The sequence below is a fragment of the Giesbergeria giesbergeri genome (assembly GCF_054779375.1).
Window position 1 is genome coordinate 540,432 of the sequence record NZ_BAAGYJ010000001.1, and the last position, 15,529, is coordinate 555,960.

Genomic DNA, 15,529 nt, shown 5'->3' on the forward strand with positions numbered 1-15,529 from the left:
AAATCCCGAAAGGGCACATCCACCGCGTTGGCATCGGTTTTGGCAGTCATCGCAGCCTCCAGGCGGCTTGCCCTAGCCCAGCATACAAGGTGGGCTCCACACGCCAGCAGCGCACACTGTGCCCATCGTCTGCGCCGATTTGTGCGGAGGGCGCTTCGCGGTGGCAAACGGCCAAGGTGAATTCACAGCGCCCAGCAAACGGGCACCCCACAGGCAAATCTGCCAAAGCGGGCAGGGTACCGCTCATCACAGGCAAATGTTGACGCAGTGGTTGGCGCTGACCTAGCACCGGACGGGCCGCCAACAGGCCACGACTGTAGGGGTGGGCCAAGTGGGTAAAAACGGCTGCCGTGGGGCCGCTTTCCATCACGCTGCCACCGTACATCACCAGCATCTGGTCGGTGTTTTGCGCAATCAGCCCCAAATCGTGCGAAATCAACAGCAGCGCCATGCCACGCTCGGCGGCCAAGTCTTGCAGCAAATCCAAAATCTGCTGCTGCAAAGTCACATCCAGCGCCGTGGTGGGTTCATCAGCGATAAGCAGATCCGGGCCGCAGGCAAGTGCCATCGCGATGGTGATGCGCTGGCGCTGGCCGCCAGAGAACTCGTGCGGATAGCCCTCCATGCGTTGGGCGGCCTCGGGCAGGCCCACCCGCTCTAACAGGGCTTGTGCCTGCTGGCGGGCTGCGACCCGCCCCAACTTTTGGTGCAAACGCAATGGCTCAGCCACTTGGTCGCCAATGCGGTGCAGTGGGTTCAGGGCCGTCATGGGGTCTTGAAACACCATGCCAATGCGTTGGCCCCGAATGCCGCACAGCGCCGCTTCAGGCAACCCCAGCAGTTCTTGGCCGTTCAGGCGCACGCTGCCACGGGCTTGTGCCCCTGCGGGCAACAGGCCCAGCAGCGCCAAGGCGGTAAGTGATTTGCCACTCCCCGACTCCCCCACCAGCCCAAGCACTTGGCCGCGCTCCAAGGTAAAACCGAGGCTGCGTACCACAGCGGCCCGGCCTTGGGGTGTGGGCAAGGTGATGTGCAGATCAGCCACTTCGAGTAGAGACATAGGCAATGGCACCCAACAATAGATTAGCGCAGGTGCGACAAGCGCGGGTCTAGGGCATCGCGCAGGCCATCGCCCAAGAGGTTTAGACCCAGCACCGTCAACACCATGGCCAAGCCGGGCCACAAGGCCAGCAGGGGAGCCTGCCAAAGCAGGGTTTGGGCCTCGCTGAGCATTCGGCCCCACGAAGGCTCGGGAGGTTGGGTGCCCAGGCCTAGGTAAGACAATGCCGCCTCAGCCAAGATAGCCACGGCAAACTGCACCGTAGCCTGCACCAACAGCACCGGGGCAATGTTGGGCAAAATGTGTTCAAAGGTGATGCGCCAACCCCCTTTGCCACACACCCGTGCGGCCAAGATGAAGTCACGCGCCCAGACCACGCGGGCCGAGGCCCGCGCCACCCGTACAAATATGGGAATATTAAAAAGGCCAATCGCCACCATCGCATTGACCATGCTGGGGCCATAGAGGGCCGTGAACATAATGGCAAGCAACACGGCCGGAAAAGCAAAGGCCAGATCGGCTATGCGCAACACCAGCTGCTCCACCCAGCCACGCTGTGCTGCCGCCACCAAGCCCAACGCGGTGCCCAACACCAGCCCCATGCCCACCGCCACCACCCCCACAATCAAAGACTGCCCTGCGCCCAACAGCAACATCGAGGCCACATCGCGGCCCAAAGCATCGGTGCCGAGCCAGTGCAACCCGCTGGGTGGCAGCAACTTGAGCGACAAATTGACCTCGTAGGCCGAGCCGGGCGTCCAGAGCTGCCCGAGTGCAGCGGCCAGCAACCACAGCAGCACCAGCGGTGCACCCAAGGCCAAACTGGGGTGCTGCCTCCAGTGGCCCCACCCAGAGGATGGCGGGTATGGTGCCACAGGGGCAGAAACGGGATCGGGGGATGGGTTCACGGCAGGACGTTAGCGCGGGTGCCCTTGCAGGCGCGGATCAATAAGGGCGTAAAGGATATCGACCACAAAATTCACCAAGATGACCAAGGCTGCCAACAACAACACGCCGTTGCGCACAACTATTAAATCCCGATTGGCAATGGCCTGAAACAGCAGCCGCCCCAAGCCCGGCAACTGAAACACATTTTCAATGACAATGGCCCCCGCCAGCAGGTTGGCAAATTGCAACCCCATCACCGTGAGCACCGGAATCATGGCGTTGCGCAACGCATGGCGCCACAGCACCTGCCGATAGGACAGCCCCTTGGCCCGTGCCGTACGCACAAAGTCTTCGTGCAGCACTTCAAGCAATGCCGAACGCAGCGTACGCGCCAAAATCGCCCCTTGTACCACCGCCAGGGCCAGAGCAGGCAGCAGCAGTGCCTGCAAGGCAGGCCACAGCCCACCGCCTTCAGCAACCGTCCACCCCGGAAAGCCTCCCGCTGCCAACCAAGGCAGTTGGATGGAGAACAGCCAAATCAAGCCTATAGCCAGCCAAAAGCTGGGGACTGCCATGCCCAATTGCACCAGCCCCATCACCACCAGCGCATCCCAGCGGCGATGGCGGGCTGCGGCATACAGGCCCGCGGCAAATGCCCATGCCGTACACAGCGCCATTGCCAGCACCGCCAAGGGCACAGTGACGGCCAGCCGCTCTAGCAGTAACTCGGCCACCGGGGTGCTATAGGCATAGCTCAGGCCCAAATCGCCGGTCAACACCCCCCCCAGCCATTGGCCGTAGCGTTGCAGTATGGGCTGGTCTAGCCCTAATTCAGCGGCCAAGGCCGCGACGGCCTGCGGATCAGCATCTGGCCCCATCAGCACTTGGGCCGCATTGCCCGGCAGCACATCCAGCACACCAAAGATGGCCGCAGAAGCAGCCAGTAGTGCAACCAGCAGCAGGCTTAGGCGTTGGAGGAGGAAATGTCCCATAGGCATTGGCACTCAAATCAGGGCTGGCAGCATAGCGGCAAAACAGCCTTATGCGTTGTGGCAGCTTGCGGGTGGCGCGATAGGAGCGGACACAGGCCACAGGATAATCGCGCTCATGAAATCCGTTCTTGCTAGGAGTGCCCGATGGCGTTGATGATTACCGATGAGTGCATCAACTGCGATGTGTGTGAGCCTGAATGCCCCAATGATGCCATCTTTATGGGGCCAGAGATCTACCAAATTGAGCCCAACCGCTGCACCGAATGTGTGGGCCACTTTGACGAGCCGCAGTGTGTGCAGATCTGCCCTGTGTCGTGTATTCCGGTCAACCCAGAGCATGTAGAAAGCCACGAAACCCTCTGGCAGAAGTTTCAGCGTTTACAAAGCGCCGCCTGAGTGTGGCGCCCTGCGCTTGCCCATGTGGCAATATGCGCCACAATGTCCCATCGTCTGATGTTTTGGGGGGCTTTTTCATGAAGAAACACCTGTGTACGTGGGTGCTGGCATTGGCTGCTGTAACCCCTGCTGCCATGGCGCAACAGCCAGCCACCAACACCATCGGCCATCTGCAAAATCTCTCGGGCAGTGCTACGGTCGATCGTGCAGGCACGCCCTTACCCGCTGCCGCAGGCATGGTGCTGTTGCAAGGAGACCGGATACGCACCGGACGTCCGGGAGCTGCTGGCATCGTTTTGACCGATGACACCTCGATTTCTCTGGGTTCTGGCAGCGAGCTGCTGCTCAATGACTATGCCTTTGCACCACAAGAAGGCAAATTTGCACTGGCACTCAAACTGCTCAAGGGCACTTTTTCCTATGTGACAGGACAGATCGTCAAGTTGGCCCCCGAGGCAGCGCATGTGCAGACCCCCACGGCCACCATTGCGGTGCGCGGTACCAAATTGCTGATTGAGGTGCAAGAATGACCACCATCCGCTTCTCTTCTGCCCGCGCCCCAGTGGTTATGGTTCGCCCCCGTTGGGCATGGCTGGGGCTAGGCGCCTTGCTCCTGGCCTTGGGTGGTTGCGCCTCCCGCCAATCGGTGGTGTTGGTGCCCGACCCGGCCGGTCATGTAGGCACCGCCGAGGTGAGCACTGCTGCAGGCCGGCAGGTGCTGCAAAAAGCGGGGGATATGACACAAATCAGCCGCCCTGAAGCGGCGCCTTCGGCGATTACCACAGCCCAAGCCGACTTTATTACCGCCACTTTTGGCGAGGTGCTGGCCATTGAGCCTGCGCCAGCACGGGTGTTTACCTTGTTGTTTGAGAGTGGTGCCGCCCAATTGCGGCCCGATGCCTTGGCACAGCTCGATGAGATTGCCAACGCAGCCAAGCGCCAAGGTACGGTGCGTGTGAGCATCAGCGGCCACAGCGATGCCACGGGCTCGGTGCAACTCAATGATGCGCTCTCGCGCCAGCGGGCCGAGCAAGTTCGGGGGCTGCTGCTAGAGCGCGGCGTTGCCGCACGTTTGGTGGATGTCAGCTCCCACGGCAAGGGCAACCCACTGGTGCCCACCCCTGACGGAGTGCCCGAGCCACGCAACCGCCGCGTGATGGTCATTGTGCGCTAAGAGCCACAGGCCGCATGCGCCAGCCGCTTGTCTCCCGTTTGCTGCGCCAGTTGCGTGCCGTCTGGACAGATGAAAAAACGGGCCCCTACGCCATTGGTTTGCTACTGACCTTGGTGCTTGGTGCGCTCTCGGTATGGCAGCCATTGGCACTGCGCAAAGCCGACCTAGCGGTATATGACCTGATGCTGGCCGCGCGCGCCCAGCCCCCCCAATCCAACGCCGTCGTGTTGGTGGGTGTGGATGAGGACAGCTTGGCCGCTTTTGGTCAATGGCCTTGGCCGCGTTATCGGTTGGCCTTGTTGGTAGAGCAATTGCAGCGATTGGGGGCCACCGTGGTGGCCTTGGATGTGTTGATGCCCGAGCCAGATCGCAGCTCGCCCGATGTGATTGCCCACGAACGCCGGCGCGATCTGCAAGGACAAGCCTTACCCACAGGCCCCAGCACCGATAGCAACTCGCAACGCTTGGCACAGGCCATGCAGAGCATGCCTATAGTGATCGGCTCCTATCTACAGTTTGGGCCGTCTCAGTCCATCCCCAACACACCAGCACCAGTGCCGGCCGGGATGGTGCTGTCGCGCAATATCCAAGCGCCTCTGTCTTGGCCCCAGCCACAGGGGCACATTCGCAGCGTAGCGGCCCTGACCCAAGCGGCGGCTGCCGAGGGGTTTACCAATGCCCTACAGGATGTGGATGGCAAATTGCGCCGGGTGCCCCTGTTGTTGCCCTGGCCCCATAGTGGCGACTATCAACCCTCCTTGGCCTTATCGGCGTTGTTGCTGTCCTCTCCAGGACGCCAGTTGCATCTGGAGGCCAGCCCTGCCGAAGCCCGATTGGATTGGAACGGGCGGCAAATTCCACTAGACCGTAGCGGCAATCTGATGCTGGACTGGCGCAGCCAGCCCCCCACCTATGTATCGGCACGGGCCGTATTGCAGGGCACCGTGCCACCCGAAAGCCTGAAAAACAAAATCGTGCTGGTAGGCACTTGGGCTCTGGGGTTGGGGGATTTACACCTATCGCCCTCGGGCGCGGCCGTGCATGGCTTGGTGTTTCACGCCACCGTGATCGACAACCTATTGGCGGGCCACTTTATCGCTCGGCCCGCTTGGGCTTCAGGGGCTGAATTGCTGGCGGTATTGTTGGCGGGGGCATTGTCTACTTGGTGGCTGGCCCGTGCGGGCGTACGAGGCTCCGTGGTGTTGGTCTTGCTGGGTACTGCGGGGGTGTATGCCGGTGCTCAAGCACTGCTGGTGCAACAAGGGCTACACCTGTCCCCATTGCTGCCCATGCTGACATTGGTGCTAACCAGTTTGTTTCTGAACCTGCTCAAATATGGCGTAGCCGCGCACAAGCTGCGCTTGCGCACCCGTGACCTGATGGAGGCGCAAGACGAGATCATCATCAGCCTATCGGTGCTGGCAGAGGCACGCGACAAAGAAACTGGGCGACACATTTTGCGCACCCAATGCTATGTGAAGGTATTGGCCCGCCAATTGGCCACCATGCCAGGCTACCGCCACCTCACGGTGTCTGACATTGAACTGCTGGCCAAGTCGGCACCACTACACGATATTGGCAAAGTCGGTATTCCCGACAGCATTCTGAAAAAACCGGGCAAGTTGACCCCAGAGGAGTTTGCCGTCATGCAAACGCACCCCTTGATTGGTGCGCAAGCCCTAGAGCGCATCATGGCAGGCAGTGCCCGCCCAGAAAAGCAAAACTTCTTGGACTATGCCCGCCAGATGATTGAAGCCCACCATGAACGTTGGGACGGCACTGGCTACCCCCACGGCCTGCAAGGGCGGGCCATCCCTCTGGCGGGCCGCCTGATGGCGTTGGCCGATGTGTACGACGCATTAGTCAGCCGCCGGGTTTACAAAGAGGGGTTTGCCCATGAGCAGGTGCGCCAAATGCTGATCGAACAATCGGGGCGTCAATTTGATCCCGATATAGTGGCCGCTTTTGTGGCCCAAGAGGATGTGTTTGTCCGCATTGCCCACGAGCTGGCCGACCCCCCCGAAGAAGCTGCCGCCTTGGCGGCCTAAGCGCCTCTTTACCCCGGTCTGGTGGTGCTGGCCATTGCAGCCTGTGCAGCCACGGCCCCCAGCCAAGCACTGAACGCCACCAACACCGGCGAGGGGGCTGGTGTGGGTGCCGGGTAGACCAAATAATAGGCCCGCTCACCACGCAGCGGTTGGGCGCAGGCCACCACCAGTTCGCCACAGGCCAGTTCCGCCTCAATCAGCAGCGGGGGTATCAATGCCACCCCCAAGCCGTGGGTAGCAGCCATTGCCAGCATCGAGAACAACTCATAGCGGGGGCCATCCAGTGCATGGGGGGCCTCAATTCCCATCGCCTCAAACCACTGCCGCCAGCCATAAGGGCGGGTGCTCTGCTGCAACAGTGGCAGTTGTGTCAGGGCTTGCGGCGCTACTGGCTGGTAGGCCCGCCCCAGCCCCCGCTGGGCAGCGACTTCTAACAGGCGTGGGCTGCATACTGGCAGCACATCTTCGTGCAACAGCAATTGCGCTTGGATGCCCGGCCACTGCGCCACCTGCTCGGGGGTGCCCGCGTAGAGGGCAGCGTCCAAGCCCGTGTCGGCAAACAAAAAAGGGCGCGTGCGCGTATCGATATGCACCACGATGTCGGGGTGCAGGGCGGCCAATTGGGGCAACCGCGGAATGAGCCAACGTGTGGCAAAGGTGGGCACGGCAGCCAGAGACAAAGCACCGCCGTGGCCTTGGTGCGCCATGATGTCCAAGGTGTCGCGCTCCAACGCCTGCAACCGTTGGGCAACTTGGCGGGCGTAATGGTTGCCTGCGGGGGTCAAAGCGACACCGTGGCGCGTGCGCCGAAACAGCGCCACACCCAAAAAATCCTCCAAAGCCAAAATTTGCCGCGACACCGCGCTTTGCGTCAGGGCCAGCTCTTGGGCAGCACGGGTGTAACTTTCGTGGCGGGCAGCGGCTTCAAAGCAGGCCAAGGCTTGGGTGGATGGCAAGGTACGGCGCATAAAAAATATGATCAATACTCATAACTGGATGCCACATTCTCGTTTGCTTGTTGGTTATCTCCAAAGCTACTATCTGGTGCCTGCCAGTTATTCATGCAAAACCGGCACATTCTATTTTTCAGGAGACACCCATGGCCAGCAACTTTCAATGGAACGACCCTTTTTTGCTCGACCAGCAATTGACCGATGATGAGCGCATGGTGCGCGATGCCGCTGCCGCCTATTGCCAAGACAAGCTGGCCCCGCGTGTGCTTGAATCCTTCCGCCACGAAAAGATGGACAGCAGCATCTTCCGTGAGATGGGCGAGTTGGGTCTGCTGGGCCCTACCATCCCCGAGCAATACGGCGGCCCCGGCCTCAATTACGTCAGCTATGGCCTGATTGCCCGCGAAATTGAACGCGTTGATTCGGGCTACCGCTCTATGGCAAGCGTGCAAAGCTCGCTGGTGATGGTGCCCATCTATGAGTTTGGCACCGAAGCGCAAAAGCAAAAATACCTGCCCAAACTGGCCAGCGGTGAATACATCGGCTGCTTTGGCCTGACCGAACCCGACCACGGCTCCGACCCCAACAGCATGGTGACCCGTGCGCAAAAGGTGCCGGGTGGCTATCAGCTCACTGGCGCCAAAATGTGGATCACCAACAGCCCGGTGGCCGATGTATTTGTGGTCTGGGCCAAAGAGGTCTCCGAAGGCGGCGCTGTCGGCCCCATTCGCGGCTTTATCCTCGAAAAGGGCTGGAAGGGTCTATCGGCTCCAGCCATCCACGGCAAGGTGGGCTTGCGCACCTCTATCACCGGCGAAATCGTCATGGACAGCGTGTTTGTGCCCGAAGAAAACGCCTTTCCTGAAGTGCGCGGCCTCAAAGGCCCGTTCACCTGCCTCAATAGCGCCCGCTTTGGCATTGCTTGGGGGGCGCTGGGGGCCGCAGAGTTTTGCTGGCAGATGGCCCGCCAATACACCCTGGATCGCAAACAATTTGGCCGCCCCTTGGCCGCCAACCAGCTCATCCAGAAAAAACTGGCCGACATGCAAACCGAAATCACCCTCGGCCTGCAAGCCTGTCTGCGCGTGGGCCGCATGAAAGATGAACACCAAAACGTGGTGGAAGTCACCTCACTCATCAAGCGCAACAGTTGCGGCAAGGCATTGGACATTGCCCGCTTGGCCCGCGACATGATGGGCGGCAATGGCATCAGCGACGAATTTGGTGTGGCCCGCCACTTGGTCAATTTGGAAGTGGTCAACACTTACGAAGGCACCCACGACATCCACGCCCTGATTTTGGGCCGTGCCCAAACCGGCATTGCCGCCTTTGCTAATTAACCCACACTTGCCACGGTGACTCCTGCCCCGCAGTGCCGTGCGCTCTGCGGGGCTTTTCCCTTGTTTTTTGAGGCTGGATAGTCTGATGAATACTGCCGATTTCCCCTGCGCCGCCACCACTCCAGCGGGTGCTTTGGCCGGTATCAAAGTGCTAGATCTATCGCGGGTGCTGGCCGGGCCTTGGTGTACACAGATGCTGGCCGATCTGGGCGCCGACGTGGTCAAGGTGGAGCGCCCCGGCGTGGGTGATGACACCCGCCACTGGGGGCCGCCTTTCTTGCAGGATGTGGATGGCAACGACACCGATCAAGCAAGCTACTTTACCGCCTGCAACCGCAATAAGCGTTCTATCACCATCGATATGGCCCACCCAGAGGGGCAAGCCTTGCTGCGCCGCATGGCCCAACAGGCCGATGTATTGGTAGAAAACTTCAAGGTGGGCGGCTTGCAGCAGTATGGCCTCGATGTCGACAGCCTCCAAGCCCTGAACCCCCGCCTGATTTATTGCTCCATCACGGGTTTTGGGCAGGATGGCCCCTATGCCGAACGCGCCGGTTACGACTTGATGGTGCAGGCTCTGTGCGGCCTGATGAGCATCACCGGCCACGCAGACGCCCAGCCCGGTGGTGGCCCGCTGCGTGTAGGGGTGGCCGTGATCGATATTTTCACCGGCCTGTATGCCAGCAACGCCATCTTGGCCGCACTACAGGCCCGCCACACCACCGGGCTAGGGCAGCACATCGACATGGCCTTGCTCGATGTGGGCATGGCAACGTTAGCCAACCAAGCAGCAGGTTTTTTGGCAACCGGCCAAGCACCTGGCCGGGGAGGCAATATCCATCCGAGCCTGGCCCCTTACCAAGACTTTCGCAGCAGCGATGGCAACGTGCTGCTGGCCATTGGCAACGATGGCCAGTTTGCCCGCTTTTGTGCTGCCATTGGCCAACCACAATGGGCACAGGATGCACGTTTTGCCAGCAACACAGCACGGGTACGCCACCGGGCGGCACTGCTGGAGTTGTTGGTGCCAGTGATGCAAACCCGCACCACCGCGGAATGGGTCGCTTTGCTCGAAGACAAGGCGGTGCCTTGTGGCCCCATCAACACCATTGCCCAAGCCTTTGACGATCCACAGGTGCAGGCCCGTGGCTTGCGTATCAACCTGCCGCGCTATGCAGGCGATGGCATTGCACAGGTGGCGGGGGTAGCCAACCCCATGCGCCTGAGCGCCACTCCGGTGCGCTACCGCAGTGCCCCTCCGGCCTTGGGCCAACATACCGACGAGGTATTGCAGGAGTGGGGGCTGGATGCAGCACAACGTGCGCAGTTGCGCGCTACAGGAGCCATTGGCGCTTGAGCCTGTAGAATGCCCGACTTTCGGGTGCGCAAACTCCTTCTGAGGGTGTTTGCGTTAAACGGGAAGCCGGTGACGTTGCACAGCAGTGCAGCCATTCCGGCGCAGCCCCCGCTGCTGTAAGCCAGACGACCCCGCACATGCCACTGTGTTACCAAACATGGGAAGGCGCGGACAAGGATGATGGCGAGCCAGAAGACCGGCCCGAAAAATGTCAGCACCATTCCCCGGGGTGACGGGAAAACTGCCTGCAATCGCACTCCGGCCCTACTGGAGTGCTTGTGTGCTTTGATCGCCCCCGCATGGTGTTTTTATGAACCATTCGACGGGAGGATTCGAATGCACATCATGGAAGGCTTTCTTCCACTGGAGCACGCGCTGGGCTGGTCTATCGCCTCTGCGCCTTTCTTGGCCTATGGCTTGCACGCCATGCGCCGCGATATTCGCCAGCACCCAGAACAACGGATGTTGTTAGGCGTGGCGGCGGCTTTCAGTTTTTTGCTCTCGGCACTCAAGTTGCCCTCGGTCACGGGCAGTTGCTCGCATCCAACCGGCGTTGGCTTGGGGGCGTTGCTGTTTGGCCCTGGGGCTATGGTGCCCATCGCTTTGGTGGTGTTGTTGTTTCAAGCCCTGCTGCTGGCGCACGGCGGCCTGACCACACTAGGAGCCAACTTATTTGCTATGGGCATCGTCGGGCCGTTTTGCGCCTATGCGGTGTTTCGGCTAGCCAAGGCACTGGGCTGTTCTTTGGCGTTGGGGGTGTTTCTGGCTGCATGCCTGGGTGATTTGTCCACCTACCTGACCACTTCGGTGCAATTGGCGTGGGCCTTTCCTGATCCGGTGGGTGGTTTTGCAGGCTCTCTGACCAAGTTTGGCGGCATTTTTGCCCTGACCCAAATTCCTTTAGCCATCAGTGAAGGCTTGCTCACCGTGCTGGTGATGAACGCCTTGCAGCGTTTTAACCAAGATGAGATGCGTGGTATGCACCTGCTGCAACCCACCAAGGGGCAGGCATGAAAAAGTCAAACTGGTTGATTTGGGCTGCGGTGCTGCTGCTGTCGGTTTTTCCTTTGTGGTGGGTGCCTGCTCCAGCCCCCGGCACTGAAGCCTTTGGCGGTGCCGATGCCGAGGCACAAAACCTGATTCAGACCATCGCACCAGACTACCAAGCATGGTTTGCGCCACTGATCGAGCCTGCCAGTGGCGAGATCGCCTCCCTGTTGTTTGCGTTGCAAGCCGCATTGGGGGCTGGGGTGATTGGTTATTGGCTGGGCGCTTCTGTCACCCGGGAAAAACTACGCCAAGCCCCAGCGGATACCACGCCCCCACAGGCAGCAGGCCGTGTGGATTGAACGAGCCGCCCACCACAACCACTGGAGCCACGTTACCCCCCGCGCCAAGGCTATTTTTACCTTGGCTGCGCTGTTGGCCGCCTATGTAGCGCGCACCCCCAGTGCCGCTTTGGGGGTGGCCTTGGTTTGTGTGCTGCTAGTGTGGCGTGGGGCCGGGGTGCCTTGGCGTTGCTACATCCGGGTGGCAGCAGGGCCGTTGGGTTTTTTGCTGTTGTCGGGTGCTTCCTTGCTGGTCTCGGTGGTGTGGGAGCCACCAGGGGCACTGGCTTGGCATATTGCGCCCCATGCGTTATCGGATGTGGCGATGGTGACCGCGCGCTCGGTGGCGGCGCTAGCGGCACTGTTGACGCTGGTGCTCACCACACCATTGGCGCACCTGATTGCACTGCTACGCCAGCTGCGGCTGCCCGACATTCTGCTCGACCTGATGGTGCTGTGCTATCGGCTGATTTTTGTCTTCTCTGAGGCCTGCCACGACACCGTGGCTGCCCAAACAGCCAGGTTAGGCTTTAGCAACCGAGGCCGTGCTTTGCGCTCACTGGGGCTGCTAGTGGCTAATTTAGCGGCACAGGTGGCGCTGCGGGCGCGGGGTTTGCAGTGGGCCGCCGATGCCCGCTGTAGCGATGGCCGCTTGCATTTTGTGATGCCGGTGTTTGCCCATGCCCGCCGCGACACCGCCATTGGCGTGGTGGCCGGGCTGGGGCTGTTGCTGCTCGTGAGGTATTTGCCATGAGTGCCCTGTTTGAACTGCGGCAGGTGGACTACCACTACCCCGATGGCCGCCCCGGCCTGCAAGCGTGCTCGATGAGCCTGCGCCGTGCTGGTCGCCATGCCATTTTGGGGCCGAACGGCTCCGGCAAGACCACGCTGCTGCAACACCTCAACGGTTTGCTGCGCCCAGTAACGGGGGCGGTTTATATGGATGGTGCCCGTATCGACTACGGACGGCGTGGCTTGTTGGCGGTGCGCCAACAGGTAGGCATGGTGTTTCAGAACCCCGACCGGCAGTTGTTCTCGGCCCATGTCTATGAAGATGTGTCTTTTGGGCCGCTCAATCTGGGGCTGGATGAGGCCACAGTGCGCCAGCGCGTAGCGCAGGCACTGGAGGCCGTGGGCATGGCCACCCATGCAAACCGACCAGTGCATGAACTCAGCTTTGGTCAGAAAAAACGGGTGTGTATTGCCGGAGTGCTGGCAATGCAGCCCCGCGCCTTGCTGCTCGATGAGCCGATGGCTGGGCTGGATATGCCCATGCAGACCGAACTGGCCGCGCTACTCGATCGCCTACACGCCCAAGGTGTGACGGTGGTGCTGACATCGCACGATATGGATTTTGCCTACCACTGGGCCGATGACATCCACCTAATGGCCGCAGGCCGTTGCGTAGGCTCGTTTGCCGCCACGGCGCTGGCACAGCACAGCGAGGCACTGTCTGCCGCTGCCCAACCGCTACCCACTGCCATGCGTTTGCACACCGCTTTGGCCAAACGAGGGCTGGTGCCAGAACACCCGATTGCGCGCAGTGTGGACGCGGTGTTGGCGGCCCTGCACTGCGGCCACCCCATTATGTCAACAGAGTCAATCCCATGAATCCTTGTTCGTCTTCAGGAAAAATCTGGTTTGTTGGGGCTGGCCCCGGCGACCCAGAACTCATCACCATCAAGGGGCGCAACCTATTGGCCCAAGCGGGGGCTGTGCTGTTTGCTGGTTCTTTGGTAGACCAAGCCGCCACCCAATATACGCCCCCCAACTGCCTGATTCGTGATTCCAAGGACATGACCTTAGAAGAGATGACGGCATGGCTGATAGCCCAAGCACAACAACATGCCACCGTAGTGCGGCTGCAAACTGGCGATCCGGGCCTGTACGGCGCATTGATCGAAATGACCCGCCCCTTGAATGCGGCGGGCATTGCCTGGGCGGTGGTGCCGGGCGTTTCTTCGGCGATGGCCGCGATGGCAGCGGCGGGCGAATCCATGACCCTGCCCGAAGTCACGCAAAGCGTGATCCTGACCCGCGTAGAGGGCCGCACGCCCATGCCACCCGGAGAAGATTTGGCCTCACTGGCGGCCCACCGCACCACCTTGTGCATTTTCTTGTCCATCACGCTGCTGCACAAGGTGCAAGCGGGACTGCGTGCTGCGGGCTGGCCCGAAGATGCGCCGATGCTGGTGGTACACAAAGCCAGTTGGCCGCACGAGGAAAAGATAGTGCGTGGCACCTTGGCCGACATCCGCCAACGCTGCCGCGAGGCGGGCATCGTCAGCCAAGCCATGATCGTGGCCAGCCCCACCTTGGGCGCGCGTGATTGGGAAACACTGGCCCGCTCCAAGCTCTACGACCCTGCATTTACCCACCGTTTTCGAAAGGCTACGCTGTGAGCGCCCCATCTGACACCATTTTGCTCGTGGGCCACGGCTCGCGCGAAGCCTCAGGCAACCAAGAGATTTTGGCCTTTGCCGCGCAATGGCGTGCGCGTTGCCCTCAGTGGCGCATCGAAGTTTGCTTTATTGAGTTTGCACCGCCCTCTTTGCACGATGGCCTGTTGGCGGCCACCCAAGGGGCCAAGCGCGTGCTGGTGCTGCCATTGATTCTGAATGCGGCTGGGCATGTGAAGATGGAAATACCCGAAGCCATTGAACACGCCCGTGCCCATGCGCCGCAAGTGGAGTTCTTGTACGCACCCCACCTGAGTGCCTGTGACCCCATTCTGGCAATTTTGAAGCGACGCTTGCGCCAAGCGATGAGCGCCCTCGATATGCCCGACCCCACCACCACGGGCGTGGTGCTGCTGGGGCGCGGCTCGTCCGACCGGGCCGCCAATGGCGATATGGCCAAAATGGCCCGCTGGTTGCAAGAGGCGGGCGACCATGAAATGGTCGATCTGGCCTTTACCGGCATCACCTTTCCGCGCTTGGAGCGCGTAGTGCAGCGCCAAGCACTGATTGGCATCAAGCAGGTGGTGGTGTTGCCCTATTACCTGTATACCGGCACGCTGATGCAACGCATCCACCGCCAAGTAGAACACCTGCGCGCGCAGTACCCGCAACTGCGTTTTGTCTGTGGCACGCATTTTGGCTTTGAGCCAGAAATTTTTGCCTTGCTGGAGCAACGGGTGACCGACCTGCAAGCAGGCACCCCAGAGAGCAAGATGGCCTGCGATGGTTGCAGCTTCCGTGACATTGCCCACGACATGGGCCACGGCCATTCCCATGAACACACCCACGCTGCCCCCGCGGTGGTGCATCTGCATGGCGCACTGGAAGGAGCCTTGGCATGAGCACCATCAACACCGTGACCGAACAGCTCACCCGCGCCGGGCAAGTGATTGAGCACGACAGCTTTGCCATCATTGATGCCGAAGTCGGCCCCCACGCCTACACCGATGCGCAGTGGCCGATTGTGCGGCGCATGATCCATGCCAATGCCGATTTTGACTTTAATGGCCTGACCGATTTCCACCCACAGGCAGTGGCCGCAGGGGTGGCAGCCATATTGCGCGGTGGCACGCCCGTGGTGGCCGATGTCGAGATGATCTGCTCCGGGCTGTCAGCACCGCGTTTGGCCCACTTTGGCATAAAAACCCACCAATTCATCAGCGATGCGGATGTGATTGCCCAAGCCCAAGCCCAAGACACCACCCGTGCCGTACAGGCCATGCGCAAAGCCCATCGCCAAGGCTTGCTGCAAGGGGCCATCGTCGGCATTGGCAATGCACCCACGGCCTTGATCGAATTGGCCCGCTTGATTCAAGAAGAAGGCGTGCGGCCTGCGTTGGTGGTCGGGATGCCGGTTGGGTTTGTGGCAGCGGCGGAGTCGAAAGACCTGATTGCGCTGCAAAACGAGGTGCCGTGGATGGTGATTCGCGGCCGCAAGGGTGGCTCTACCTTGGTGGTGGCCGCCTTGCACGCCCTGCTGGCGCTGGCCGAAGCGCAGCAAAAGGCACAACTCGCTGCCAACGCATAAGGGTGG

General features: G+C 60.9%; 17 protein-coding genes and 1 riboswitch. Of the genes, 13 read left to right on the top strand and 4 right to left on the bottom strand.

Features of this window, described 5'->3' with window-relative positions:
• Positions 1-46: 46 nt before the first annotated feature.
• Genes ACYVB2_RS02435 through ACYVB2_RS02445 form a run of 3 tightly spaced genes read right to left on the bottom strand, consistent with a single transcriptional unit; the run spans position 47 to position 2,940 of the window.
• Positions 47-1,060, bottom strand: coding sequence for an ABC transporter ATP-binding protein (locus tag ACYVB2_RS02435; protein ID WP_382429369.1), 1,014 nt, complete (start codon positions 1,058-1,060; stop codon positions 47-49).
• Positions 1,061-1,083: 23 nt separating this feature from the next.
• On the bottom strand, positions 1,084-1,968 hold the full coding sequence (locus tag ACYVB2_RS02440; protein ID WP_460535124.1) for an ABC transporter permease: 885 nt from the start codon (positions 1,966-1,968) through the stop codon (positions 1,084-1,086).
• A gap of 9 nt (positions 1,969-1,977) precedes the next feature.
• A complete protein-coding gene (locus ACYVB2_RS02445; protein WP_382429367.1) occupies positions 1,978-2,940 on the bottom strand; it encodes an ABC transporter permease in 963 nt (320 codons plus the stop codon).
• A 144-nt stretch (positions 2,941-3,084) separates the two neighbouring features.
• Here ACYVB2_RS02445 and ACYVB2_RS02450 point away from each other — a divergent pair, with 144 nt between their 5' ends.
• The 4 genes from ACYVB2_RS02450 (at position 3,085) to ACYVB2_RS02465 (ending at position 6,558) form a co-directional block, all read left to right on the top strand.
• Entirely contained in the window at positions 3,085-3,336 is a 252-nt protein-coding gene (locus ACYVB2_RS02450) for a YfhL family 4Fe-4S dicluster ferredoxin (RefSeq protein WP_382429365.1), read from the top strand.
• Positions 3,337-3,413: 77 nt separating this feature from the next.
• Positions 3,414-3,866, top strand: a complete 453-nt coding sequence (locus tag ACYVB2_RS02455; protein WP_382429363.1) for a FecR family protein — start codon at positions 3,414-3,416, stop codon at positions 3,864-3,866.
• Positions 3,863-4,510 (top strand): OmpA family protein, encoded by a 648-nt coding sequence (locus ACYVB2_RS02460; RefSeq protein ID WP_382429361.1) that lies wholly within the window; start codon positions 3,863-3,865, stop codon positions 4,508-4,510. Before ACYVB2_RS02455 ends, ACYVB2_RS02460 begins: the two co-directional genes overlap by 4 nt.
• 14 nt (positions 4,511-4,524) lie before the next feature.
• Positions 4,525-6,558, top strand: a complete 2,034-nt coding sequence (locus ACYVB2_RS02465) for a CHASE2 domain-containing protein (RefSeq protein WP_382429359.1) — start codon at positions 4,525-4,527, stop codon at positions 6,556-6,558.
• A gap of 8 nt (positions 6,559-6,566) precedes the next feature.
• Here ACYVB2_RS02465 and ACYVB2_RS02470 read toward each other — a convergent pair whose 3' ends face one another.
• Positions 6,567-7,526: a LysR family transcriptional regulator gene (locus ACYVB2_RS02470; RefSeq protein ID WP_382429357.1), complete on the bottom strand. Its 960-nt coding sequence runs from the start codon at positions 7,524-7,526 to the stop codon at positions 6,567-6,569.
• A 131-nt stretch (positions 7,527-7,657) separates the two neighbouring features.
• Here ACYVB2_RS02470 and ACYVB2_RS02475 point away from each other — a divergent pair, with 131 nt between their 5' ends.
• From ACYVB2_RS02475 to ACYVB2_RS02515, 9 genes are all read left to right on the top strand, one after another.
• Entirely contained in the window at positions 7,658-8,851 is a 1,194-nt protein-coding gene (locus ACYVB2_RS02475) for an acyl-CoA dehydrogenase (protein WP_382429355.1), read from the top strand.
• 85 nt (positions 8,852-8,936) lie between these two features.
• On the top strand, positions 8,937-10,208 hold the full coding sequence (locus ACYVB2_RS02480; RefSeq protein ID WP_382429353.1) for a CaiB/BaiF CoA transferase family protein: 1,272 nt from the start codon (positions 8,937-8,939) through the stop codon (positions 10,206-10,208).
• Between the two features lie 5 nt (positions 10,209-10,213).
• Positions 10,214-10,427, top strand: a riboswitch (cobalamin riboswitch).
• A 126-nt stretch (positions 10,428-10,553) separates the two neighbouring features.
• Entirely contained in the window at positions 10,554-11,222 is a 669-nt protein-coding gene (locus ACYVB2_RS02485) for an energy-coupling factor ABC transporter permease (protein ID WP_382429351.1), read from the top strand.
• Positions 11,219-11,557: an energy-coupling factor ABC transporter substrate-binding protein gene (locus ACYVB2_RS02490; RefSeq protein ID WP_382429349.1), complete on the top strand. Its 339-nt coding sequence runs from the start codon at positions 11,219-11,221 to the stop codon at positions 11,555-11,557. The genes ACYVB2_RS02485 and ACYVB2_RS02490 overlap by 4 nt, the downstream gene beginning before the upstream one ends.
• A complete protein-coding gene (gene cbiQ, locus ACYVB2_RS02495) occupies positions 11,547-12,290 on the top strand; it encodes a cobalt ECF transporter T component CbiQ (RefSeq protein WP_382429347.1) in 744 nt (247 codons plus the stop codon). The genes ACYVB2_RS02490 and cbiQ overlap by 11 nt, the downstream gene beginning before the upstream one ends.
• Positions 12,287-13,147, top strand: a complete 861-nt coding sequence (locus tag ACYVB2_RS02500) for an energy-coupling factor ABC transporter ATP-binding protein (RefSeq protein ID WP_382429345.1) — start codon at positions 12,287-12,289, stop codon at positions 13,145-13,147. The genes cbiQ and ACYVB2_RS02500 overlap by 4 nt, the downstream gene beginning before the upstream one ends.
• Positions 13,144-13,938, top strand: coding sequence for a precorrin-4 C(11)-methyltransferase (gene cobM, locus ACYVB2_RS02505; RefSeq protein WP_382429343.1), 795 nt, complete (start codon positions 13,144-13,146; stop codon positions 13,936-13,938). The genes ACYVB2_RS02500 and cobM overlap by 4 nt, the downstream gene beginning before the upstream one ends.
• Positions 13,935-14,837, top strand: a complete 903-nt coding sequence (locus ACYVB2_RS02510) for a sirohydrochlorin chelatase (RefSeq protein ID WP_382429341.1) — start codon at positions 13,935-13,937, stop codon at positions 14,835-14,837. Before cobM ends, ACYVB2_RS02510 begins: the two co-directional genes overlap by 4 nt.
• Positions 14,834-15,523: a precorrin-8X methylmutase gene (locus ACYVB2_RS02515; protein ID WP_382429339.1), complete on the top strand. Its 690-nt coding sequence runs from the start codon at positions 14,834-14,836 to the stop codon at positions 15,521-15,523. The genes ACYVB2_RS02510 and ACYVB2_RS02515 overlap by 4 nt, the downstream gene beginning before the upstream one ends.
• Positions 15,524-15,529: the final 6 nt, after the last annotated feature.